The organism is Clostridium sp. LS (assembly GCF_002760435.1).
Taxonomy (GTDB): domain Bacteria; phylum Bacillota; class Clostridia; order Clostridiales; family Clostridiaceae; genus Clostridium.
Genome location: NZ_AUUU01000049.1, coordinates 1 through 22,011, shown reverse-complemented (window position 1 = coordinate 22,011; position 22,011 = coordinate 1). Strand labels below are relative to the sequence as shown.

The following is a 22,011-nucleotide window of genomic DNA, read 5'->3' as shown; positions in this document are numbered from 1 at the left end:
TTTATGGCTAGGAAAAAAACATCTAATATAATAAAAAATGATTTTGAATATGATGAGGGAGAAGTATTTGGATTTACTAGTGAGGTTCCTATAGGCGGGGACTGCATATCTTCTTTTTCCTTTGATGATAACGACTCTATAATTGAAAATACTCAAGCTAATCCTGAGTGTAAATCTACTAATGATACTGCTGCTATTTCTGACCTTAAAATTAATGCTCAAGAAAATATTATTTCAGATAACACTAATACACGAGGAAGCATCAATGATTCTATTAAAATTAAAAGTTCTTTAAACTCTTCAAAAGAAATATTTGATAACAGAAGAACTCCTCTTCCTAATGGTGCTGCTCCTGCTATTGACGGAGAAACTCCAACTATTAAAAGAAGCTATACTCTTAGAAGCTCCACCATAAGAAAAATAAATGAATTAAAAAGCATACATCCAGATATTAGTGTATGTGTAAGTACCATAGTTGATATTGCCATAGATTATTACCATAATCATATTGTAAATGAAGGTGGCAATCAATAATTCATTTAGAAAAACAAATTAATAATCTTTCTACTTCAATTAATAAGCTAAATACCATAATATCTAAGAGGCTTGGGGTTGTGATAGATTCCGACGGATCTGGTAATGATTCTAATAGAGTAGCTTAAGTAGTAAAAAGGCAATGAACTTTGATTTTCATTGCCTTTAAATTAGGTTATGATTTTTATTTTGCTACTGGAATTTGATGAACTCCAAATTATACTCTTTTACATAGTTATTTTTTCTTAACAGGAATCCAAATTTCGCTGTAGTAGTTTTCATCTTGAATACCTTGAGGATAATCAGCTATATCAGAGTACATTTCGATATTATAACCTGCAGCAATTTCATAATCCTTGCAATTAGGCAACCATTCTGAGAAAATCTTTTTGTTTACATCTTGCAGAGATTTCGGCATTGCACCCTTGCAAGCAAAAACAGCCCAAGTGAATTTAGGAATAATTTTTGTAATAAAGCCATTAGGTATTTCTATGGATGGATTATAGTTATCTGCAATCAAATATTCAAACTCATCTGAACCCATGCTCTCATCTATGCTTATTCCATACATTCCACATACAATTTTTCCTTTTCCTGTTTGATAATGCTCTGTCCAAAACGGTGGAATTTCTGTAGTTGCACTATCATATTTAAACACCTTTGATACTCCCATGACAGTAAACGAATCTTTTTCAACAATTTTGTAATCCATAATATAACCGCCTTCCAATAAAAATTTAATTTTCAGCGGAGCAAACGATTTAATCATTGCTCCATCTTTTCGAACAGCAGTAGGTGTCACACCATGAAATCGAGTAAAAGCTTTTGTGAAACTATCTGGTGAGGCATAGCCATATTTCAGTGCAATATCAATGATCTTTTCATCAGTAGAAACAAGCTCACTGCCGGCAAGAGTAAGCCTGCGTTGTCTGATATACTCTCCGACTGTAAAACCACAAAGCATTGCAAAACCTTTTTGGAAATAGAAAGTCGACATAAATGCTTTTTTTGCAATACTTTCCATTGTGATTTCTTCCATGATATTCTCCTCAATATAATTGATAGCTTCACCGATTCCTTCAATCCATCCCATAATTATCACCCCTGTCTGTACCTATATCTTATCTATTTCCAAGCGGTTATTCCCGACTTTTTGTGTTATGTTTTGTCTTGCTAAAATTAATATCTTTTGATTAACGCTCACTAAAGCTCGGACTTAAATTTTTGATATATCCAATATCAAAACTAAGCAGACAAATTGAAATTTAATTCTCTCTGAAAGCTATTGCATCAACCTGAAAGTCAATTCCATCTCTAATAAACTTTGTTTCATATGCCTTTCTTGCTGGATATTTTCCTTCAAATCTTTCCTTAATTATTTCTCCTAAAAACGATAAATCTTTAATATCTCTAAATAAGCAATCCATTTGCACTACAGATTTCAATGTCAATCCTATCTTTTCAAGTCTTTCACTCAAAACATCAAATGCACCATTTATTTGGTTTTCGATTGATTGTCCCTCACTCTTCATGCAATAGCTGATATAAACATAATCCCCTGCCTCAACAATCGCAGAATGTGCCCATTCATTGTCTATTTCTGTTCTTATAATTTCTCTCATTCCACATTCTCCTTGTATTTTATTTTAGTTACAAATTACAATTTTTCGTTATATTATAGCAATAATTTTGTTTTATATATATTATAACAATATTTATAATTGTTTTATATATAATGTAAATATTGTTTTTTAATAACAGTCATTAAAAAGGAATATATTAATACTCTTCAAGCTAAAGCGCAGTGAATTTCCCCTTTACAATATTTATTTTTTAATGGTATAATTGCTCTTCCAAAAAACTTTATTTTAAAAAAACTCCGTTAATATAACCTTAAAATCCAACTTTTCTTTATTCAACTCTATATCTACATATTGAAATTTTTTTTATAAATGGAGCTTGTTTAAAATTTCCTTTTTGGTACTTCCATATGCCATGATTATCTGACTCCATAAATAAAAAAGAATGATCTACTAGGGTGAATAGACCATTCTCAATACTGTTCATTAAGAGAACTACTTAATTACCATATTTCTTTTTCCAATTATCCTTCCACTGTTGAAAACTCAATCCCGTTACTTCTTCTAATGTTTTACCATCTATTGAACTGAATGCGCCTACAACATCGGCATTAGGATATGAATATCCTCCAATGATTTTACCATCAGATAACATTACATATACATTTACCCCATCTTCAGCATTCTTATCTTCCTTTTGCATAGGGTAGTTTTTTACTGTAAAACCATATACCGTTATTTCCTTACCAAAATACTTATCTGGCTCTACTGTTTGCACTGCCCATGATTGTTGGTATGGAATTGTTTTCGTTCCACCATAAAGTTTATTTTTTTCCAATACATATTTTTGTATTTGTCCTTTTCTGGCAGTAATCGTATATCCTTTAGATTTAATAAACTCTTCTGCTATCTTCTCATCCCCTGTAATTTGAGGAGTACATCCAGTAAAAATGAAAGTCATTAATGTAAATAATATAAATACTAATTTTCTCATGAAATCCACCCCAAAATAATATACTTCAATTATTTATACAAGTTTTAAGATAGTTTGTTCACAACTAATTACCATTGCACGTAAATTATAGCATATTATGCAAGAGACTTCTTCCTAAAATATTATTACTAATTACTGCTACTTATTGCTTCTTCATAGAATTTTCAATTTGTTTTTTATAAATAGTATTAATTTTAATTAGCTATACTTTTCATTACTAATATTTAATTCAAAAATAAAGAAGAATCATCCACTAGTGTGAATAGATCATTCTTAATACTGATTATTATTTATTTAATAAGAGATAAATAATGTTTAACTACTTTATGTTTATATATTACTAAATCATTATATCAGTAATAGGACATAATATAATTTTCTCGATTTACACACTGTTTTAGAATTACGAACTTTTGTTCATTATCTTTAGCATCAATTTTTGTTACACCATACTTTCGCACTCTACTAACTTTAGTATTGTGCATTACTCAATTTGAAAGCACAAATTATCTATTTCCATTAATTAAAAACATAATATAGTAACATAATCTAATTTTGAAAATATAATAATTGTAAAGTAATATTTATTTTTCAAATGATAAAAGGGAGGAATTATCTATGCCTATGATTATTTCTACTGATGATTTATTAAGCTCTTCTCCTATTTCAACTGATGATTTATCAGATGTTTTTCCCATCTCTGTTATAATTAATATTGCTCATGTTAAAGGTGAAAATACTAATACAGCTAATGCGGAAGATATTATTAAATTTAAAGGAAATCGTCGTGCTGAATTAAGAGTTGTAAAAACAGCTGATGTCTCATCTGTATTTGTAGGTGATACTTTCACCTACACTATAAAAATTACTAACCTTGGTCCAAGCACAGCTATTGGGGTAGTAATGACTGATACCGCTCCAAATCATATTATCTTTACGCCTAGTGGAGTAACAACAACTCAAGGTTCAGTTAATCCAAGTTCAACTCCTTCGAATATCATAGTTAATGTTGGTAATATCGCTCCAGGTGCTACAGTCACAATAACAATTCCTGCAACTGTAACTTTATAAATGAAATGTCCAAATCTGAAGTATAATCATTAGACTAGGTTCAAATTTCTATAATCAAAATCCATAAATTATTTTGATTATATTTTACTATTTGCTTATAAAAAAAGCCTTCATGATTTGAATTAAATTATTCATTTTTAGCCCCTTATTGGGGCTTTTTTTATGCTTTTTTAGTATTGTGCAGTATTTTAAATAAAAAAATGGCTGCTCCTGCTTTCTTTTTCTATTTATCTTACTATTCCTTATAAGTTAGTCCTGTTACTTCCTCTAATTTCCCTCTATCAAGTGAACACTATAGGTTTCCAATCATACTATGATTTAGAGAACTTTAAAAAGGAGTAAAATCATATGAGACAATACGGGCCACCAAGTTCCCCACCACCAAAGACTAAACCTAAAAAACCAAAGGTTTCATATATAATTGATTGTGTACACCAATATACGTATGTATGGCCTAAACATGGAAAACCCTTCTGGTTCTATCCTACAAGAATAGAGCAAGGGGAAGTTTCTGGTTACAGATGGGATGGAAAGAAATGGGTGTTTTACGGATTTGGTGAGAAATCCATAAGTCAAGTTGCATGTTACCCAGTTCCTACCCTTTACTAAAGTTGTAAAGAAGTTTAGCAAAGTAAAGTTTTTAAGTTATCTACTAGTAAAGAGTAGACAATATTACTTAAAACTCTAAAAATAATTATTTTGCATTCAAAACTGTATAAAATTAATAGTGTTATCACCTTCTCATAAAGGCACTTTTCGTGCCTTTTTTTCTTTCACACACTTATTAATAAATTTAATCTCTTACTAAGACTTTTCATTTTTACTTTACTACGTCAAATCTACAGACTACTTTGATTAGTAGAATCACATAGTAAAAAATCACAAATTCAATCTCTCGAAATAATGCGATTTTACAATTACTTATTTAATTTAATTGATTCATAACTTAAGAATATTGTGTATCATATAGTTGTATCGTTCACTATTATTTTATAGTTTTTGTTAATATTACTATATAAAATATAATTTAAGTATAGTTTTATATTTTAGATTTGTTAGTGTCTTAGAAAAAAATGTTTAAAATTTAATATATTAAGCAAAATATCAGTGAATTTAAAAATTACTACTCTATTTTACAGGGGAGGTTTATATGAAAAAGATACTTAAAAAATTATTGATATTTATTGCTATAGTAAATTTTCTTGGAATAATATTTGAATGTACTGCTCTAAAAGATAGTAGTGAAACTGCATTAACAAATGCCTCAATTGAAAAAGACAGATTGCAAAGAATAAAAGAAAAAGGAGTAATAACTGTCGCCGCAATAACAAGCAGTCGTACATATTTTTATATAGATAACAATACAAATAAGATATCTGGTATAGAAGCCGATATACTAAGCGAAATTCTAAAACGGCTTGGAGGGAATGAAAACATTGAAATCAAGGAAGCAACATTTCTAAATTTCTTAGAAAAATTAACTACTGATGATAGTATAGATATCGCATCAGGCGGAATATTTATAACTCCAGAACGTGAAGAGCTTGTAGCATTTACTCAGCCATTATATAAAATTTCAGAATCTATTATGGTTCCAGCATTATCAACTATTAATTTTAAGAGTGATTTAAAAAATTCAGTTGTTGGAGTTATAAAAGGTACAGTATATGAAAAGTTAGCAGAAAGATGGAAGCGTGATAATTTAATAAAAGATATGGCAACTTTTGAGACTTTACCTGAATTATTTGATGCAGTAAGTAGTATGAAAGTTGATGCAGGTATATTAGATTCTGTTATCGGAAAATATTCTCTATTTAAAAATTCTAAGCTCCCTTTAAGATTACTAATAGATTATACTCCAGAGTTAACTAATAATGTAGGCATGGCTATGAGAAAAAATGACATAACACTATTGAATGCTTTTAATGAAAAAATTAGTGAGATGAAAGCAGATGGTACCTTGTATGCTATTCTCGTAGAGAATGGATTAGATAAAAATAGTATGCCTTAAAATCAATAATTAAATATATAAGGTGCAATCAAAAAATTTCAATATTCTCTAATCATGTATTAGAAATATAATCGTATTTACTATTATGAATGAATTATAACATATTTTGTAAACATTGCATTATTCAACTTTCAAAGAACAATATTTTAAATAACTACTTCGCACTTTCTGCAGACTACGCATCATCATAATTTCTATTTCCAATACTTTTATTCCACAGGCGCCATCAATGTGCTTGCTTTTCTGCCCGTCATTTTTAGTAATGAGTGTCATTGAAGTGCGAAGTATTTGGATTTACAAGTGAAGTTCCTATAGGCGAGGACTGCATATCTTCTTTTTCCTTTATTAAAATTGGTAAAAGCTAATGCATTTTTTAACTGCTTATTACTGATTTTGTCTCCCTTATTTGCAAAAATGAAACGGTTGAAGAAATGCCTGAAATTAGGGATTTCTATATAATTTTTTGTGCTTTATAAAACACAAAAAGACTATGAATTATAAGCTGTTGGCTTTTTCATAGTCTTTTTCTATTTCATAAACATAAAATACTATATATTTTAATTCTCTATATATTAATAATTAGAATTGTGCAGAATATTACAAACATTTAACAACCCAATTCTAATGTCATATTTTTAATATTTATATTAGCGTTAAGTATTTTTAATATATCTAAACCTATAAGTAAATCAATATCTATTCCATAATCCATATCACCTATTGATAATGAAACGTCTTTAAGCCCAATATCATTTAATTTTAGCCATCTAATTAATCCAATCCTCTCATTTTCATAAACTAATGATTATTCTTTTGTACTACCAAAACTTAATTCACGCGTTTTATCTTTTCTATGGAGCATACGATAACACTTAAAAGCATCATTAATGTCATCAAAAACTTCAATTATTGCTACGTCTTCAATGATTAATTTATTATTTTCTTCATGTTGTTTTAAACTATCAAATACAATACATTTATTTGAATATGTCTTTCTTACTTCATTCCATAGCATAACTGAACATCTCCTTCTTTTTGTATTCTACCTTAATTATAGCAGATATATAAAAACTCTCCCCTATCAAATTTATATTACGTCCTTTAACCTTAACCAATCTTTGGCTTAATTAAGATGTATATCTGCATTTCTAGATACAAATGAACTTGAATGTTTTGAAATGCGCGGTTTTTTTAATTTTTCTAAAATGAAAAGGTAAGTTCGTGATTGCAAGGGTAAATTCATCTTAGGCGAAGTTAGTCTTGCGCAGAAAGTTCGGCTACCTATTTCTGATGCTCAAATATGCTAATAATGATGAAATAACTACATTATTGGGCCTTTAACTAACTTATTTTAGCATCCAAAAATTGAATTTAGTGTTGCATTTTCAATGTTTTACCTAAATCACGAATTTAACTTTTCACTTAACGTTTAATAAAATTTTTAATATTTCCCATCATTAAAGTTATAATAACTTTTAAAAGTTGTATAAATGATAATCTCCTGCTAATTTTTAATATATGCCCAATTAACTATGTTAATTGGGCATATATTAAAAACATTATAAAACTGATTATTGATTTATTTCTTTTTTATTTTGCCAAACAAAATTTGATGTTCTTTTAGAAATGAACCATTGTCCGTTTTCATAGACATACTCATCCCTATAACTAACTGCACTAGAATTATTTATTCTTTTTCCATTTTCATTACTAATAAGATCAACTAAACAATAAAGAGTTCCCTTAGCTTTATTTCCATCTATTGATACAACATGTTGACCATTAAAATGATAAACTGTTTCAAAATTATTCAAGAATCCTCCAAAAGCTTTTTCCATTTCTTCAGGTCCTTTTAAACTCGAAACCAAAGTTCCATTTACATACGATTCTACAGTTGCATCTTTTGTAAAAAGTAATACTTGCGTTTTAACATCTTTCTCATCTGCTAGTAATGAGAAAGTATCAACAAGAGTTCTTAGTGCTCTCACGTTTTCTAATTCATTAATTCTATTTTCCATATTATTGTTTGTAGTCATAAAAGCTTCTCCTTTTTTATAAAAATTTTTTTAAATTTATATTAATCTAATTATGGATAGCAAATTGTAAAGATAAATGTACCATTTATAGTGTAACTATGCTTTACCATTAATCTGTTGCTAAACTATTATTAGATAAATTTTTAACTTTAAATGAAGCAATTGTAACAAATGCAGTAATTAATACTAATACTGCTGCTGTCCAGCTTAATGAAAATAATGATGAACTTCCAACTGCTATTCCCCCGATTCCAGCACCTGCTGCTAAGCCTAATTGCATAATTGAACTATTTAAGCTAAGCATAATTCCTGATGCTTCTGGCGAAAGTGAGATTATGTTAAACTGTTGAATCGGAGCAGGTATCCAGGCTGCTATAGCCCATATAACAAGCAATGCAATAGTAACATAAGTTGATCCTGCAAATAGTGATATTAACACAAGTGCAATTACATGAACTACCATGCTACTTGTAAGAGATTTTGAGATACCAACTTTATCTCCCAAGAATCCTCCCAACTTATTTCCTATTAAAGTAGCTATACCAAAAATTAATAGTGCCATACTCATCATTTCTTCACTCATTGGTGATACCCCTTGAAGGAATGGAGTAATGTATGAATATAATTCTGAGTATCCTCCTATCCAAAAGAAAGTTATTGCAAGAGTAAGTAAGGTTTTAGGACTTTTTAATAGAGCTAATTGTTCACCTAATGGTACTGATGCTTCACCTTCTGCTTTAGGGATTGCTGATAGCACAGCGAAGATTGCTAGTAAACTGAATACTCCAGTACTTACGAAAATTGCCTTCCAACCAAATGCTGCTGTTATAACACGACCAATTGGCAAACCAATAATTAAAGCTGCATTAAATCCAGTTGTAATTGTAGCTATAGCCCCTGCTTGACGTTCAGGTGCTACTATTTTTCCTACTACAGTAAAGCAGGTTACATTAAACACTCCAGCTCCTATAGCAAGCACTATACGAGAAAGTAATAAGAATGCATAGTTTGGTGCAACAAGTATCATGATACTTCCTAATACAACTAAAAAAAGTGAAATCATTAGTACCTTACGCCTATCCATTTTTGCCATGATCATTACGGCAATTGGAGTGCCAATGGCTCCAGCAATGGCGAATACTGTGATTAATTGCCCTGCCTCCGCTATTGATATATTAGTAGAAGCTGCTACTTGGTCTAAAACTCCTACAATAACATATTCTGATGCACTTATTACGAAACAAATAAGGGCTAATAAATAAATTTTCCAAGTGTTTTTCATATTTTTTATGTTCATTCCTTTCACACTGCTCAATATGTAAATTCAATAAAATTCTATAGTTTTACAACTTTGAGCGAACTATTTTTTATTCTTTTTCAATAATTATTATTTCAGCTCTATTTTCTGCTATTTTAATCCGTTGTACTGTCCATCTGTAACTGGCTCACACCATTCATTACTTGCGTTCTTACCTGGTACTTCTACTGCAATGTGGCTGAACCAAGAATCCTTCTTTGCACCATGCCAGTGCTTCACTTCGGCTGGAATTGTAATCACTATTCCCGGTGTCAAGCTGACTGCTTCTTTTCCTTCTTCCTGATACCAGCCTTCTCCAGCTGTACAGACGAGAATCTGTCCGCCGCCACTTGTTGCATGGTGAATGTGCCAGTTGTTTCTACATCCAGGCTCAAAGGTTACATTTGCAAGAAATACTGGGCATTCCCCAAATTCTGTTAACGGATTTAAGAAAGATGCTCCACTAAAATACTTTGCAAAATTTACATTGTCCTGACCTTTTCCAAATACATTTGTTTCATTAAATTCTGTTTCATTCATATACTTCATTTTCTTTATCTCCACAATCAATTGATTTTTTAATATTTATTATTATTTGTCTTCTCTAGAACATCATAGATGCCGTTTGTATCAATCCATTCTCCGTCTGGTTCATTGCACCAGATCCAGTTTCCATCACGTTTTTCAAAGTAGGACGTTTCACTAAGTGTCCAGCTTCCTCTACTTCCATAGATTCTGGCATAAAGAGTTGATGTATGTTTTGCACTTGCCTTATCTTCATCACGTTTACAGATATGCTTTTTATATTAGTGTTGTAATACAGCATTTCCTCACTTTCTATGCAAGAAAGCCATTCATCTTTCGTCTGCGTCTCACCTGTAATATTGCGCATATAAATGAACTAATCAATAATTTATGCATAGACATTTACTCCAAATCTACTTTAGTCAGCTGGTTTAAATCCTCCTAAATTCTTCTCCTGATCTGCTAAAGACATGTTAAAGAATCTAACATTCTTGTCTAATCCACGAATCTGATTCATCTCATCCTCTGTCAATTCAAAATCAAAAATATCAAAGTTATCTCTGATATGATTTGGATTTGTTGACTTAGGGAAAATAATAGTACCTTCCTGGATATGCCATCTTAAAATAATCTGAACATTACTCTTGCCATATTTCCTTCCTAATTCTGTGAATAATGACTCATTAATCAGAGCAGGATCACCATGTCCGATTGGATACCAGCTTTCAATAACTGTTCCATATTTCTCAATTCTCTTCTTTAATGCGTTCTGCTGATAATATGGGTGACACTCTACCTGGAGTACTGCTGGTTTAATCATTGAAGCTTCCAATACCTCCTCTAAACGCTCTGACTCAAAGTTGCTCAGTCCGATCGCTTTAACTTTTCCCATGGCAACTGCTTTCTCCATATCTTTCCATGCACCAATATAGTCACCAAACTGCTGGTGAAGAAGTAATAAATCGATGTATTCGGTGTCAAGTCTTTTTAACATCTTATCGATACCTTCCATGGTCTTGCCTTCGCCATATTCACTTGGCCATAATTTGCTTGTAATCCAGATTTCTTCTCTTGGGATTCTACTTTCTTTTACAGCTGCTCCTACGCCTCTTTCATTCTGATAAGCATGGGCGGTATCAATGTGACGATATCCAATTTCAAATGCTTCTAAGCAGGCTTTCTTAGTGTCTGCATCTCCCTGGATCATATACACTCCAAGTCCAAACTGTGGTATTTTGCTTCCGTTATTTAATGTAATATAGGTCTGATTCATGATTTTTTCCTCTTTTCTATTTTTTGTAAGATTTTTTTATTTCCACATTTTCATTTACTATCTTTTATTGATTAAAGTAATTTCTGTTTTTTTAGCCAATTTTCAATAGTCACTCTGGAATCTTTCACTCGACCACCGATAATTGCCAATCCATCCTCTACATTTGCATCTGGGCAGGTCTTTTTTATATCTGTTACGCTGAAAGAAAGTCCACTTCCTTCATTTGTACAAAGTGGTAGAATTCTTTTATCAGAAAAATCGTAACTCTCTAAAAAAGTAAATACTGGCATCGGGCAAGTTCCCCACCAATTTGGGTATCCAAGAATAATCGTGTCATATTGCTCCATGTTATCAACCTTAGTTTTTAGTTCTGGTCTTGCATTCTGATTTAATTCTTCCTTTGCATAGTTAATCAGATTCATATGACCTTCCGGATAATTCTGTACGGTTTCAATCTGAAAAGTATCTGCTACTATCATAGCTCCTATAATCTGTGCTGCGACATTAGTATTTCCTACTTCAAGATTTACGATTTTTCCTCCCACATAACTTTCTCCTGTCATTGAAAAGAATGCGATAAGCGTATTACTCATGATTAGTTACCTCCATTTCTTTTGATAAATCTATTATATTGCAGTATATTCTATTTTTCTAATCAATAAATTTAGTAATTGATTTGATTTTTTTATCGCTAAGTATTATCATTAACTTATAATAATCTTTAAATTTTTACAATTTCTTAACAAGTAAGGATTAGAAAGGGAAAATCATGAATTTTAAACAAATAGATTACGCTATAGAAGTATCACATACATTAAATTTCCGTCGTGCTGCAGAAAATCTCTTTATAAGTCAGCCAGCATTGACCTATCAGATTCAGTCATTAGAAGAAGAAATCGGATTTCCACTTTTTTACCGTACAGGAAAAGGTGCCACACTGACACCTGCTGGTGAGCAATTCTGTATGACTTTAGTTAATATTAAGGATGACATTTCAAAAGCCATTCAAAATGGAAAAAATTACAATGTAAAATACAAGGAGTCACTGAACATAGCAATTCCACTTCGAAGTGCTATCTATTTTCTTCCTCAGATAATGAAACAATTTGCTAAAGAATATCCTTCTGTATCCATAAACATTCATTATGTATATGGTAACAGTCGTATTGATGAGCTGCTTCATGGCGAACAGGATATCATTTTCGGTCTTGGACGAAGTCTTTCATCCATCTCCAATTTGAAAGCTCATCATCTATTTGACAGCCACATTTATCTGATTACTCAAAAAGATGACCCATTATCAAAACTTGAGAAAATCACCCCTGATGATTTAAAAGGACAGACGCTAATGGTAGGTGGAGGTTCTCCCTATGAATTGCAGAAAATACAGCAGCTTGTTATAAACACTGTTGACGTTCAGACAATCAACAGTCCAGACCACATTACAACGCTTACTAATGTTGCTGCCGGAATTGGAGTCTGTCTTTCACCTGGTTTCTGTAATGATCATCTTGGCGAATTTATCTGGACACCTTTTGATACAAAAGAAACCATGGATTGTGTTTTCTGTACTAGAAAAGAAGAAAACCGCCCTTTTGTAGAGCGGTTTATTGAGATTTCAAAAGACTATTATAAAATGTGTGCAATTCAACTTTAGATCAATATCTAGAGTAAGGCGGAGGATTTGATTTCATCTCCTCCTCAACCTTCTCATCAATCCGTACGTGAAGTTCTCCTTCATACGGCTTTCCTGCACTTACATTACATAAGCTCTTATTATATTATACATCTATGTTACCACAATGGTTTAAGCACTTCTACTGCATCTTTTAACAGTTCTGCAATTTTAATTTTTTGAGGGCATACTGCTTCACATTCTCTGCAATTATTACAGTCAGATGCTTTACCATAACGTTCACCTACCGCATCGTAAACATTGTTATGCCATCCATCTGCCGTAAACATTTTTCGGTTATTATATAAACCAATGTAAGTAGGTACTGCAATATTCTTAGGACATACCTTGTGGCAAGCTCCGCAATAAGTACAAGAATTCGGTGCTTTTTTGTTTAGGATTTCCTGTGCCTTTTCAATAAATTTTTGTTCTTCGTCATTCAATGGTTTTAAATCATTGAATGTACTTGTATTATCCATAACTTGATCTACACTGCTCATTCCAGACAATACAAGATATACGTTTTCTAAAGACGCAACCCAGCGAACTGCCCATGAAGCAGGACTCATTTCTGGGTTATATTCCTTAAACATTTCTTCAATTTCTTTAGGTACATTTGAAAGTACACCTCCCTTAACAGGTTCCATTGCAATTACAGGTACACTATGCTTGGTTGCCATATCATAGCTTTTTTTAATTTCTATGCCTCCATTCGTCCAATCTATATAATTTACAATTAACTGTACAAACTCAATTTCAGGATGATCTGTGAGAATCTTATCTAAGGTTTCAGCTGTATCATGAAATGAAAAACCAATATGTTTAATTTTCCCTTCTGCTTTCATTTGTTTTAAGAAATCAAATCCTCCAAGTAACTCACTTGATTCATACAAAGTAGAACCTAATGTGTGAAGCCAATAATAATCAAAATACTCTACTCCGCAACGTTCAAGCTGTTCATTAAAATATTTTTTATAATCTTCTTTTGATTGAACCATCCATGTTGGCATTTTATCTGTAATCGTATAAGCTTCACGTGGATAACGCTTTACCAACGCTTCACGCAATGCTGTTTCACTGTTTCCCATATGATATACATAGCTCGTATCAAAGTATATATAACCTCTTTCCATGTAAGCATCTACCATTTTCTTAAAGGTTTCAATATCCACACTGCTATAATCAGTTTGTGGCAATCTCATAGTTCCAAATCCTAATTTTTTCATGACACTCCTCCTTAAAAAATAACTATTTTTTGTTAGGTTTATACTTAAAATAATCTAAAATATTGTATATTATTTAATCATTATCTCTTCTCCATCAGCTACAATAATCCGTCCCTTAGCTTGGAACTGCTCCGCGCATTTTGGGTTGAATACTTCACCAATACTCATGTGATAAGGAATGTTATACTTTGCACCAACAATTGCAGCACATTCAGCAGCTTCATCCATATCCATATTAAAGTGGCCATCACAACAAAAGATAGCGTAGTCTAGATTTCTCTCTGCTAAGGTATTCATTTGCTTCGTCTTTGATGTATCACCAGAAATATAAATTGTCTTGCCATCAGTAAAAGTCAAGATATACCCTACACATTTAGTAATATCGTGATATCTATTATAACCTGCTTCTACTGCTTCAACAGTTACATAGCCTAACTTAAAAATCTGGTGCTTTCCATTCTTCAAAGCTTCATCTTGTGATATAATCACACAACCAGAATTTCGTCTTTTTACTAATTCTACCTTATTATGATCAAAATGCTGATGGGTCACTAAAATCAAATCGGCAGGCATATCATATTCTCCTGCGTAAGGATCTATATAAATAACCTTTCCTTCGCTGGTAACAATACGCAAACTCGCTTGTCCTTGATAGAGCAATTTTGCCATTCCATTCTCCATTTCCTGTCCATTCACTTTCTCTCACTTCCCTTCATTATAATAGGCTTCTCACAATTTATATATTAGCTACATAACTTCCTATTCTATTTTTATATGCCTTATCATCTGGATCTGGTCCCTTTCTCAAGTTAGTGTCCATAGACCTAATAACGTTCAAATCTTCTTCAGTAAGTTCAAAATCCCATATTTCAAAATTACTCTTTATACGGCTTGGAGTTGTAGATTTTGGAATAGCAATCATACCTTTCTGTATGTGCCAACGTAAAATAACTTGTGCTGTTTCTTTTCCATACTTTTCAGCAAGCTTAACAAGCTTTGGATCTGAAAGAAGTTCCTTTGCCCCCTGGCCCAAAGGCCCCCAAGATCCCAAACGTATATTATTTTCCTTCAAAAATTTACGAAGTTCCTTCTGCTGAAAAATAGGATGACATTCTACTTGATTCACTACAGGCTTAATCTCTGCAACTTGAAGCAATTCTTCTATTGCATGAATTGGATAATTACATACACCTATTGCTCTAATTTTTCCCTCATTGCAAGCTTCCTCCATTGCTTTCCAACTTTCTAAATTGCCGGCGAAATGATGATGTTGTAAATACATGTCAAGGTAATCTATTTTCAACCTTTGTAAGGTTTTATCTATTGCTTTCTTTGTTTTTTCATACCCATAATCTTGTAACCAAAGCTTTGATGTTACAAACAGTTCCTCACGATTGATACCTGATACCCTTATTCCTTCACCAACTGCTCCTTCATTCTGATATATAGCGGCTGTATCTATTAGACGATAACCATCCTGTATAGCAATAGCTACACTGTTTACACAAATTTTGTTATCTGGAATCATAAATACTCCAAATCCTAATGTAGGAATTTCTATTCCATTGTTCAATGTAATATACTTCATTAAATATACCTCCTAAAAATTTAAATTATTTCATTAATATATGCTCATTTTGCACAATGCACTACTTTCTGCAGTATCAATCAAACGATAATTTGACTTAATCCACCTTATATAACCTGGAAAGTCTTCCATTTCCCTCGTATAAATCTCGTAATGTAAACAATAGCTCGGAAAGTCCAATCAATCTCCATAGCAATCCATACTCCAATAACCCCCATATGAAAAATAACACCTATAACATATGCAGAGAATATACGGAATACAAACATGGAGCCAATCGAAATAACCATGGTAAAGCGAACATCTCCTGCAGCACGAAGCGCATTTGGTAAACTAAAGGAAAGCGGCCACACAACAATTGCATAAATGTTGTGAATCAATACAAGAACATAAGTTAAATGACGTACTTCTTCAGACAATGTATACAAATTTAAAATCCAAGGAAGTAGCAGACTTTCACCTAAACTAAGAATTATTGTTCCAATATACGCTAATTTTATAAGTTTCTTTGTATTGCGGACAGCCTCTGAATAATCTTTCGCTCCAACGCATTGACCTATTACAGTAACTATAGCTAAGTTTATAGAGGTTGCAAAACAAATCGGTATCATAACTAAACTGTTTCCAATTCCGTTTGCGGCAATCTGAGCTGTACCAAACATTGCAGTAATACTAATCAAAAGGACACGTCCTAATTGAACAAGCCCATTTTCTATTCCACTTGGAATAGCTATGTTAAGAATTCTTCCAATCATTTCGCCACTCCATGAGAAAATTCCCGACAAGCTGACAAAAACCTGATTTTTTTTATTGAAAGACAGGTAAACTATAATTACTGCAGCTGCTGCACGCGATATTATTGTTGCAATTGCAACACCTGTAACACCAGCGTGAAACACAAATATACCAATTCCGTTTCCTACTAAATTAGCTATATTCATAAAAATAGAAATAGTCATAGGAATCTTGGAATTTCCGATGGAACGAAACAATGCGGCTCCAGAATCATAAATTGATAAAAACGGATATGATAAACCCGATATAACAAAATAGGTAATAGCTGCTGCCATAACATCTTCTGCAATATTCCCAAAAACAATATGGAGCAATTGTCTATGAAAGATAGCAATAAATATTGTAATCCCAATAGAAATAACTGCCGAAATAGTAAATAACTGACTAGCAGCAAAACCTGCCTTATCTTTATCTTTATTTCCAATATACTGAGAAACAATTACAGCTCCACCAGTAGTAAGTGCAGCCAGTACACTAACAATTAGCATATTTATAATATCCACCAGAGAAACCCCTGATACAGCTGCTTCACCCGCATAAGAAAGCATCATGGTAGCAAATATACTAACACTAAAAGTGAGAATTTGATCCAAGAATATTGGAAGGATCAATTTTTTAAGTGCCTTATTTGAAAACATAAAAATACCTCAACCTTCATTTTTATCATTTGCCAGAGAAGTTATTTATTTCAAATTTTTTCATCTAAATCAGATACGCTCTTTTCATAGTAATCAATTTTTCTATCCATTTTTATTAATGTTTCCCGCATTTCTGCAATTTTTTCTTTAAGTTTGTCACGTTCTTCAAACAAAAGTTCCTTCCTTGCTTTGTATGTTGATTTTCCTTCTTGAGACAATTCTACATATTCCACCAGTACTTCTATAGACATACCTGCTTCTCTCATGCACTTTGCAAACTTAACCCAGCGACAATCTTCTTCTGTATAGTCTCTGATTCCACTCTGATTTCTATTAACAGGTGGAATGATACCAATTCTCTCATAGTAACGTAAAGTATTTTGCGTCATACCATATTTTTTACTTACCTCTGTTATGGTCATAATACACCCCTCCTTTTAACATTCTTAAATTATTTATTTGAAAAACAAATGTAATTCTAACTATCTACTTTAACAATTTGATTTTATTTAGTATTTTGTTCATTATTGTATCTTTAACAATATTTCAAATCTATAACAAATCATTCTTCACAGCTATACAAAAGTAACATCTATGTAATCTAAAAATACATAGACGTTACTTTTATACATTGTTATTATCCCAGCATTTCAGCAACTTTTTTCAATTCTTCTGTAATATTAATATGCTGTGGACAGTGTTTCTCACATTGCTTGCAATTAACACATTCAGATGCTTTTCCATGAGTTTGTGTCATATTCATGTAATATACCTGACTATTCATTAACAAACCTTGTCCAAATTTATGAACATCATTATATAAAGCAAAATATTCAGGAATTGCTATATTTTTGGGACATCCATCTGTACAGTAGTGGCATGCAGTACAAGGAATCGCAATACTTGCCTTAATAATTTCTGTTGCTTTCTTTACAATTTCTTGTTCTTTATCATTAAGCGGCTCAAATTCTTTCATATAACTTGTGTTATCTATAAGTTGTTCCATATTACTCATACCGCTAAGAACCATCATTACATTATCAAGAGAAGCTACATAACGAATTGCCCATGAAGCAGTACTCAAATCAGGGTTATATTCCTTGAATAATTTATCTGCTTCTTCAGTAACATTTGCAAGAGATCCACCCTTTACCGGCTCCATAACAATAACCGGTTTTCCATGTTTTGTAGCAACTTCGTAGCACTTACGCGCCTGAACGTTTTCGCTTTCCCAGTCAATATAGTTAATTTGTAACTGTACATACTCTGTTTCAGGGTGTTCAGTCAAAATAGTATCAAGCAGTTCTGCACTATCATGGAATGAAAAACCAATGTGCTTTATCTTTCCTTCTGCCTTCATTTTCCTTAAGAAATCAAAGCCACCATGTTTCTGTGTGTTAGCATAAGTCACTTTTCCAAGTGTGTGAAGCCAATAATAATCAAAATATTCAACCCCACAACGTTCCAATTGCTCATTAAAATATTTCTGATAATCATCAGTACTTGTTATAAGCCATGTAGGCATTTTATCTGTTATTGTAAAAGAATTCCTTGGATAACGCTTTACAACTGCTTCGCGAAAGGCAACTTCACTCATACCATTATGATATGGATAAGCAGTGTCAAAATAAGTGAATCCCTGTTTTAGATATTCATCAACCATCTTATTTACCATTTCTTGATCAATACTATTCCAATCACCTGTGTTTTTTTGTGGTAAACGCATTAGACCAAATCCAAATTTTTTCTTTTCCATGTATAAACTCCTCCTAATTTGCTATAATCCAATTATGCTTTTCTAAATGTACAATTAAACCTTAACACTTCGCCTTAACTATAAGTCAAGTGCTTTTGTATATCTACCAATACTTTCACTTTACTATTATTCGTGAATTTTATGCCCACTAAGCATTATTGTAGACTGATATGTCCCCTGGGTTGGAAATAATCCTTGCTCTGTATTTATATCTGCTATATTTTGCATATCTTCTGAACTAAGTTCAAAATCCCATATATTAAAATTCTCTTCAATTCTATTTTTATGCGTAGATTTTGGAATAGCAACTACACCATATTGAATATGCCAACGCAAAATAACTTGTGCTACAGTCTTTCCATATTTATTAGCAATTTCAGTTAGAGTTTCATTTGTAAATATTCCTCTCTGAGCTTCTGCAAATGGTCCCCATGCCTCAATCTGCACCTTATATTCCTCCATTAACCTCTTTTCTTCAACCTGTTGTCTGAAAGGATGTACTTCTACCTGATTAACTGCTGGAACAATTTTGTTATGTAAAATTAAGTCCACTAGACGTTCACTATTAAAATTACATACACCAATTGCTCTTATCTTACCTTCATGATATAACTCTTCCATTGCTCTCCATGCACCATAATAATCCCCAACCGGCTGATGAATTAGATATAAGTCAATATATTCCAAATCCAATCTTTTTAATGAAAGATTAAATGCCTGTTTAGTTTCTTCGTATCCACAATCTTGAATCCATAGTTTTGTTGTTATAAATAGTTCTTCCCTTAAAACACCACTTCTTTTGATTGCACGACCTACAGCTTCTTCATTCATATAAGCTGCTGCAGTATCAATCAAACGATAGCCAGCCATGATTGCATCATAAACACACTGTTCACATTCAGCCGCATCCGTAATTTGAAACACACCATACCCTAACGCTGGCATCTCTATGCCGTTATTTAATTTAAAAGTTTTCATTTATTCAAGTCCTCCTTATGATATAAAGTAATCTTTCTTTAAGTATAAAACCAATTCCTTTTTGCACTCATATACACTATAATAATGCTTTCGTTTTTTGCAACAGTCTGCAAAAATGCTTCTAATAAAATAGCTTAATTAGTCCTGATAGTGTTATTTTACGCACATATTTGCTGACACCATGTCAATAAATATATTTTATCAGTTAATTGACTTCGTGTCAATTAACATTGAACTATAAATTTCTTTATGTTATACTCTTACTGTAATTTTACAAAAGTAGGTGAACTAAATGAATTTTCAAAGAGCTCGTACCGAACATCAGATAGCAAGTCGCCAAGAAGAGATTATTCAGGCCTGCTACACATTATATAAAACAAAAGACTTTGAAGAGGTGAATTTGAAGGCTATTTCTGAGATGACCTCAATTTCTCGACCAACAATTTATAATTACTATAAAACAAAGGAAGAAATCCTATTAGATTTATTAAAGAGAGAGTACTTAAATTGGCATGAAACATTGAATAATTTTTTTGCTCAAAATAACATTTTGAGTAAGGAAGAATATTGTCATTTTCTCGCAGACTCACTGTCAGAAAGAGAAAATTTTTTAAAATTATTATCTGTTCATTACACTTCCATAGAAAAAAACTGCAGTTTGGAAAAACTTACAAATTTCAAAGAAGAAGTGCACCCACTCTTTCTTACATTACAGGCTAGTATAAAAAAATTTTTTCCTTCTGCTTCTAATGAAGCAAATGATAATTTCCGATTTTTGTTCTTTTCACTTATACATGGCCTTTATCCAATGACTCATCTGACATTTAATCAATTGGAAGCCATGAAGACAGCTTACCCCGAATATACTGTCCCAAACTTTAAAGAAAAATGTTATCAAGCTCTTCTTCTATTAACAGCCAATTTATAAGTTCCAACCACACAAAGAAAGCTTCGCCCCAAAAATTACGGACGAAGCTTTTTTTGTTAATTATTATGTAACCATTTTCAGATTTCAGAATTAAAATGATTATAATATTAAATGCATGATGTATATATAAAGCTAACACGGTATTCATTATATAACATCTTATATCTGACATAATATCAAATAGCGAAATACTGTTACTAATTTTAAAATCAATAAATAACTAACTATTAAGATAAACGGCTTCCAACTTTTCTTGGACTTCTCATAATAAAATTTTTCTAATCAAATATAGCTCTAACAACATTTAATTGGTAATTCCTAGACTCTCATTTTCTCCAAATCTATTATCATCCACAATCATATCTACAATGAACTTAGCTACAGCACGTCTTGTTACTGATTCATCACGAAAACATTTTGATGGAATTTTTTATCCCTTAAATTTTTCCATCGAACTCACGTTATATTAGTATTGATATTTTTTTACTTATTCATTAAAACTCTTAATATAATCAACTATAGCATCATCGAGCTTTCTGCTTATATTTAGTATACCCGCATATTCTTCTATATTACTATATCTCATATTTTCACCAAAACTATTATTAAGTTTTTCTCTCAATTTTTCCATTTTCTCTTCTCGTGCAAATGTGTCTTCTATTTTATTCAAAATTTATTCCTTCTTTACATATTATTTTAAATTACAGTCTTCTTATATTTTATCATTCAGCATTAACTAATCAGTATTGTTAAGTAAATGAAATTTTATATAATGAACAATATATTTAATTGTAGCGTAATATTATCTAGTTTATGTAGATTTTATTGTATAATAAATTATGCATTATTCCATAAATTCATAACATTAGTAAATCCCTTATTAAAGAAAAAATTAATTCAATATTTTTTCGTAATATATAGCACAGTAGATAGTTTTGTTTTTCATACAAAACTATCTATTGCCCTAATTTGAAATAATTTGTTTCTTAAACTTCAGCTTCAACAGACTTTTCTATCTTTCTTTTATTCTCTGTTTTATAAATTACTCAAAACTTATACATTAACATCATCAATATTAATATGACCAAATCCACCTGTAGATTTAT

25 protein-coding genes are annotated in these 22,011 nt (G+C 31.6%); 6 read left to right on the top strand and 19 right to left on the bottom strand.

Translation table 11 applies throughout. The annotated features are described in order from the left end of the window. Positions 1-3 precede the first annotated feature (3 nt). Positions 4-534 (top strand): hypothetical protein, encoded by a 531-nt coding sequence (locus COL3_RS13135; protein WP_008420430.1) that lies wholly within the window; start codon positions 4-6, stop codon positions 532-534. Positions 535-769: 235 nt separating this feature from the next. On the opposite strand, the gene COL3_RS13130 is transcribed toward COL3_RS13135, so the two are convergent. The 3 genes from COL3_RS13130 to COL3_RS13120 all read right to left on the bottom strand — a co-directional run bounded on the left by COL3_RS13130 (position 770) and on the right by COL3_RS13120 (position 3,108). Beyond that, on the bottom strand, positions 770-1,627 hold the full coding sequence (locus tag COL3_RS13130) for an AraC family transcriptional regulator (RefSeq protein ID WP_008420431.1): 858 nt from the start codon (positions 1,625-1,627) through the stop codon (positions 770-772). Between the two features lie 172 nt (positions 1,628-1,799). Beyond that, positions 1,800-2,156: a RidA family protein gene (locus COL3_RS13125; RefSeq protein WP_008420432.1), complete on the bottom strand. Its 357-nt coding sequence runs from the start codon at positions 2,154-2,156 to the stop codon at positions 1,800-1,802. A gap of 457 nt (positions 2,157-2,613) precedes the next feature. Then, the gene (locus COL3_RS13120) at positions 2,614-3,108 is read right to left on the bottom strand and encodes a DUF4830 domain-containing protein (protein ID WP_008420433.1); all 495 of its coding nucleotides are present in this window, start codon (positions 3,106-3,108) and stop codon (positions 2,614-2,616) included. Positions 3,109-3,726: 618 nt separating this feature from the next. Between COL3_RS13120 and COL3_RS13115 the strand changes: the two genes are divergently transcribed. From COL3_RS13115 to COL3_RS13105, 3 genes are all read left to right on the top strand, one after another. Beyond that, on the top strand, positions 3,727-4,179 hold the full coding sequence (locus COL3_RS13115) for a DUF11 domain-containing protein (RefSeq protein WP_008420434.1): 453 nt from the start codon (positions 3,727-3,729) through the stop codon (positions 4,177-4,179). 348 nt (positions 4,180-4,527) lie between these two features. Further along, a complete protein-coding gene (locus COL3_RS13110; protein ID WP_008420477.1) occupies positions 4,528-4,788 on the top strand; it encodes a hypothetical protein in 261 nt (86 codons plus the stop codon). 541 nt (positions 4,789-5,329) lie between these two features. After that, positions 5,330-6,190, top strand: coding sequence for an ABC transporter substrate-binding protein (locus tag COL3_RS13105; protein WP_008420479.1), 861 nt, complete (start codon positions 5,330-5,332; stop codon positions 6,188-6,190). A gap of 120 nt (positions 6,191-6,310) precedes the next feature. On the opposite strand, the gene COL3_RS28805 is transcribed toward COL3_RS13105, so the two are convergent. The 8 genes from COL3_RS28805 to COL3_RS13070 form a co-directional block, all read right to left on the bottom strand. Then, positions 6,311-6,463, bottom strand: a complete 153-nt coding sequence (locus COL3_RS28805) for a hypothetical protein (RefSeq protein ID WP_180277941.1) — start codon at positions 6,461-6,463, stop codon at positions 6,311-6,313. A 532-nt stretch (positions 6,464-6,995) separates the two neighbouring features. Then, positions 6,996-7,205 carry a hypothetical protein gene (locus tag COL3_RS13100; RefSeq protein WP_008420482.1) on the bottom strand — a complete coding sequence of 70 codons (210 nt, stop codon included), beginning with the start codon at positions 7,203-7,205 and terminating at the stop codon, positions 6,996-6,998. 556 nt (positions 7,206-7,761) lie between these two features. After that, entirely contained in the window at positions 7,762-8,226 is a 465-nt protein-coding gene (locus COL3_RS13095) for a nuclear transport factor 2 family protein (protein ID WP_008420483.1), read from the bottom strand. 109 nt (positions 8,227-8,335) lie between these two features. Beyond that, a complete protein-coding gene (locus tag COL3_RS13090) occupies positions 8,336-9,532 on the bottom strand; it encodes an MFS transporter (protein ID WP_242982132.1) in 1,197 nt (398 codons plus the stop codon). A gap of 102 nt (positions 9,533-9,634) precedes the next feature. Then, the gene (locus COL3_RS13085) at positions 9,635-10,072 is read right to left on the bottom strand and encodes a cupin domain-containing protein (RefSeq protein ID WP_008420488.1); all 438 of its coding nucleotides are present in this window, start codon (positions 10,070-10,072) and stop codon (positions 9,635-9,637) included. A gap of 55 nt (positions 10,073-10,127) precedes the next feature. Next, a complete protein-coding gene (locus tag COL3_RS13080) occupies positions 10,128-10,415 on the bottom strand; it encodes a hypothetical protein (RefSeq protein WP_008420490.1) in 288 nt (95 codons plus the stop codon). A gap of 51 nt (positions 10,416-10,466) precedes the next feature. Further along, entirely contained in the window at positions 10,467-11,321 is an 855-nt protein-coding gene (locus COL3_RS13075; protein WP_008420493.1) for an aldo/keto reductase, read from the bottom strand. Between the two features lie 71 nt (positions 11,322-11,392). After that, on the bottom strand, positions 11,393-11,914 hold the full coding sequence (locus COL3_RS13070; RefSeq protein ID WP_008420495.1) for a flavodoxin: 522 nt from the start codon (positions 11,912-11,914) through the stop codon (positions 11,393-11,395). Between the two features lie 176 nt (positions 11,915-12,090). Here COL3_RS13070 and COL3_RS13065 point away from each other — a divergent pair, with 176 nt between their 5' ends. Further along, positions 12,091-12,978 carry a LysR family transcriptional regulator gene (locus COL3_RS13065; protein WP_008420497.1) on the top strand — a complete coding sequence of 296 codons (888 nt, stop codon included), beginning with the start codon at positions 12,091-12,093 and terminating at the stop codon, positions 12,976-12,978. Between the two features lie 137 nt (positions 12,979-13,115). Here COL3_RS13065 and COL3_RS13060 read toward each other — a convergent pair whose 3' ends face one another. The 7 genes from COL3_RS13060 to COL3_RS13030 all read right to left on the bottom strand — a co-directional run bounded on the left by COL3_RS13060 (position 13,116) and on the right by COL3_RS13030 (position 19,977). Beyond that, on the bottom strand, positions 13,116-14,222 hold the full coding sequence (locus COL3_RS13060) for an aldo/keto reductase (RefSeq protein WP_008420500.1): 1,107 nt from the start codon (positions 14,220-14,222) through the stop codon (positions 13,116-13,118). Positions 14,223-14,291: 69 nt separating this feature from the next. Then, positions 14,292-14,891, bottom strand: coding sequence for an MBL fold metallo-hydrolase (locus COL3_RS13055; RefSeq protein WP_035282843.1), 600 nt, complete (start codon positions 14,889-14,891; stop codon positions 14,292-14,294). A gap of 67 nt (positions 14,892-14,958) precedes the next feature. Then, on the bottom strand, positions 14,959-15,810 hold the full coding sequence (locus COL3_RS13050; RefSeq protein WP_008420504.1) for an aldo/keto reductase: 852 nt from the start codon (positions 15,808-15,810) through the stop codon (positions 14,959-14,961). 107 nt (positions 15,811-15,917) lie between these two features. Next, positions 15,918-17,198 (bottom strand): MATE family efflux transporter, encoded by a 1,281-nt coding sequence (locus tag COL3_RS13045; protein ID WP_242982130.1) that lies wholly within the window; start codon positions 17,196-17,198, stop codon positions 15,918-15,920. 95 nt (positions 17,199-17,293) lie between these two features. Next, positions 17,294-17,665, bottom strand: coding sequence for a MerR family transcriptional regulator (locus COL3_RS13040; protein ID WP_008420508.1), 372 nt, complete (start codon positions 17,663-17,665; stop codon positions 17,294-17,296). Between the two features lie 215 nt (positions 17,666-17,880). Then, complete coding sequence (locus tag COL3_RS13035; RefSeq protein WP_008420510.1) at positions 17,881-18,999, bottom strand: aldo/keto reductase; 1,119 nt, start codon at positions 18,997-18,999, stop codon at positions 17,881-17,883. Between the two features lie 126 nt (positions 19,000-19,125). Continuing rightward, a complete protein-coding gene (locus COL3_RS13030; protein ID WP_008420513.1) occupies positions 19,126-19,977 on the bottom strand; it encodes an aldo/keto reductase in 852 nt (283 codons plus the stop codon). A 292-nt stretch (positions 19,978-20,269) separates the two neighbouring features. Between COL3_RS13030 and COL3_RS13025 the strand changes: the two genes are divergently transcribed. Next, the gene (locus COL3_RS13025) at positions 20,270-20,905 is read left to right on the top strand and encodes a TetR family transcriptional regulator (protein WP_008420515.1); all 636 of its coding nucleotides are present in this window, start codon (positions 20,270-20,272) and stop codon (positions 20,903-20,905) included. 487 nt (positions 20,906-21,392) lie between these two features. On the opposite strand, the gene COL3_RS13020 is transcribed toward COL3_RS13025, so the two are convergent. Then, on the bottom strand, positions 21,393-21,575 hold the full coding sequence (locus COL3_RS13020; RefSeq protein WP_008420517.1) for a Spo0E family sporulation regulatory protein-aspartic acid phosphatase: 183 nt from the start codon (positions 21,573-21,575) through the stop codon (positions 21,393-21,395). Positions 21,576-22,011 lie beyond the last annotated feature (436 nt).

What these genes read in the sequence shown, in the direction of transcription:
- COL3_RS13135 (WP_008420430.1), top strand. Translation starts at nt 4, where the DNA reads ATGGCTAGGAAAAAAACATCTAATATAATAAAAAATGATTTTGAATAT.
- COL3_RS13130 (WP_008420431.1), bottom strand. Translation starts at nt 1,627, where the DNA reads ATGGGATGGATTGAAGGAATCGGTGAAGCTATCAATTATATTGAGGAG.
- COL3_RS13125 (WP_008420432.1), bottom strand. Translation starts at nt 2,156, where the DNA reads ATGAGAGAAATTATAAGAACAGAAATAGACAATGAATGGGCACATTCT.
- COL3_RS13120 (WP_008420433.1), bottom strand. Translation starts at nt 3,108, where the DNA reads ATGAGAAAATTAGTATTTATATTATTTACATTAATGACTTTCATTTTT.
- COL3_RS13115 (WP_008420434.1), top strand. Translation starts at nt 3,727, where the DNA reads ATGCCTATGATTATTTCTACTGATGATTTATTAAGCTCTTCTCCTATT.
- COL3_RS13110 (WP_008420477.1), top strand. Translation starts at nt 4,528, where the DNA reads ATGAGACAATACGGGCCACCAAGTTCCCCACCACCAAAGACTAAACCT.
- COL3_RS13105 (WP_008420479.1), top strand. Translation starts at nt 5,330, where the DNA reads ATGAAAAAGATACTTAAAAAATTATTGATATTTATTGCTATAGTAAAT.
- COL3_RS28805 (WP_180277941.1), bottom strand. Translation starts at nt 6,463, where the DNA reads ATGACACTCATTACTAAAAATGACGGGCAGAAAAGCAAGCACATTGAT.
- COL3_RS13100 (WP_008420482.1), bottom strand. Translation starts at nt 7,205, where the DNA reads ATGCTATGGAATGAAGTAAGAAAGACATATTCAAATAAATGTATTGTA.
- COL3_RS13095 (WP_008420483.1), bottom strand. Translation starts at nt 8,226, where the DNA reads ATGACTACAAACAATAATATGGAAAATAGAATTAATGAATTAGAAAAC.
- COL3_RS13085 (WP_008420488.1), bottom strand. Translation starts at nt 10,072, where the DNA reads ATGAAGTATATGAATGAAACAGAATTTAATGAAACAAATGTATTTGGA.
- COL3_RS13080 (WP_008420490.1), bottom strand. Translation starts at nt 10,415, where the DNA reads ATGCGCAATATTACAGGTGAGACGCAGACGAAAGATGAATGGCTTTCT.
- COL3_RS13075 (WP_008420493.1), bottom strand. Translation starts at nt 11,321, where the DNA reads ATGAATCAGACCTATATTACATTAAATAACGGAAGCAAAATACCACAG.
- COL3_RS13070 (WP_008420495.1), bottom strand. Translation starts at nt 11,914, where the DNA reads ATGAGTAATACGCTTATCGCATTCTTTTCAATGACAGGAGAAAGTTAT.
- COL3_RS13065 (WP_008420497.1), top strand. Translation starts at nt 12,091, where the DNA reads ATGAATTTTAAACAAATAGATTACGCTATAGAAGTATCACATACATTA.
- COL3_RS13060 (WP_008420500.1), bottom strand. Translation starts at nt 14,222, where the DNA reads ATGAAAAAATTAGGATTTGGAACTATGAGATTGCCACAAACTGATTAT.
- COL3_RS13055 (WP_035282843.1), bottom strand. Translation starts at nt 14,891, where the DNA reads ATGGCAAAATTGCTCTATCAAGGACAAGCGAGTTTGCGTATTGTTACC.
- COL3_RS13050 (WP_008420504.1), bottom strand. Translation starts at nt 15,810, where the DNA reads ATGAAGTATATTACATTGAACAATGGAATAGAAATTCCTACATTAGGA.
- COL3_RS13040 (WP_008420508.1), bottom strand. Translation starts at nt 17,665, where the DNA reads ATGACCATAACAGAGGTAAGTAAAAAATATGGTATGACGCAAAATACT.
- COL3_RS13035 (WP_008420510.1), bottom strand. Translation starts at nt 18,999, where the DNA reads ATGGAAAAGAAAAAATTTGGATTTGGTCTAATGCGTTTACCACAAAAA.
- COL3_RS13030 (WP_008420513.1), bottom strand. Translation starts at nt 19,977, where the DNA reads ATGAAAACTTTTAAATTAAATAACGGCATAGAGATGCCAGCGTTAGGG.
- COL3_RS13025 (WP_008420515.1), top strand. Translation starts at nt 20,270, where the DNA reads ATGAATTTTCAAAGAGCTCGTACCGAACATCAGATAGCAAGTCGCCAA.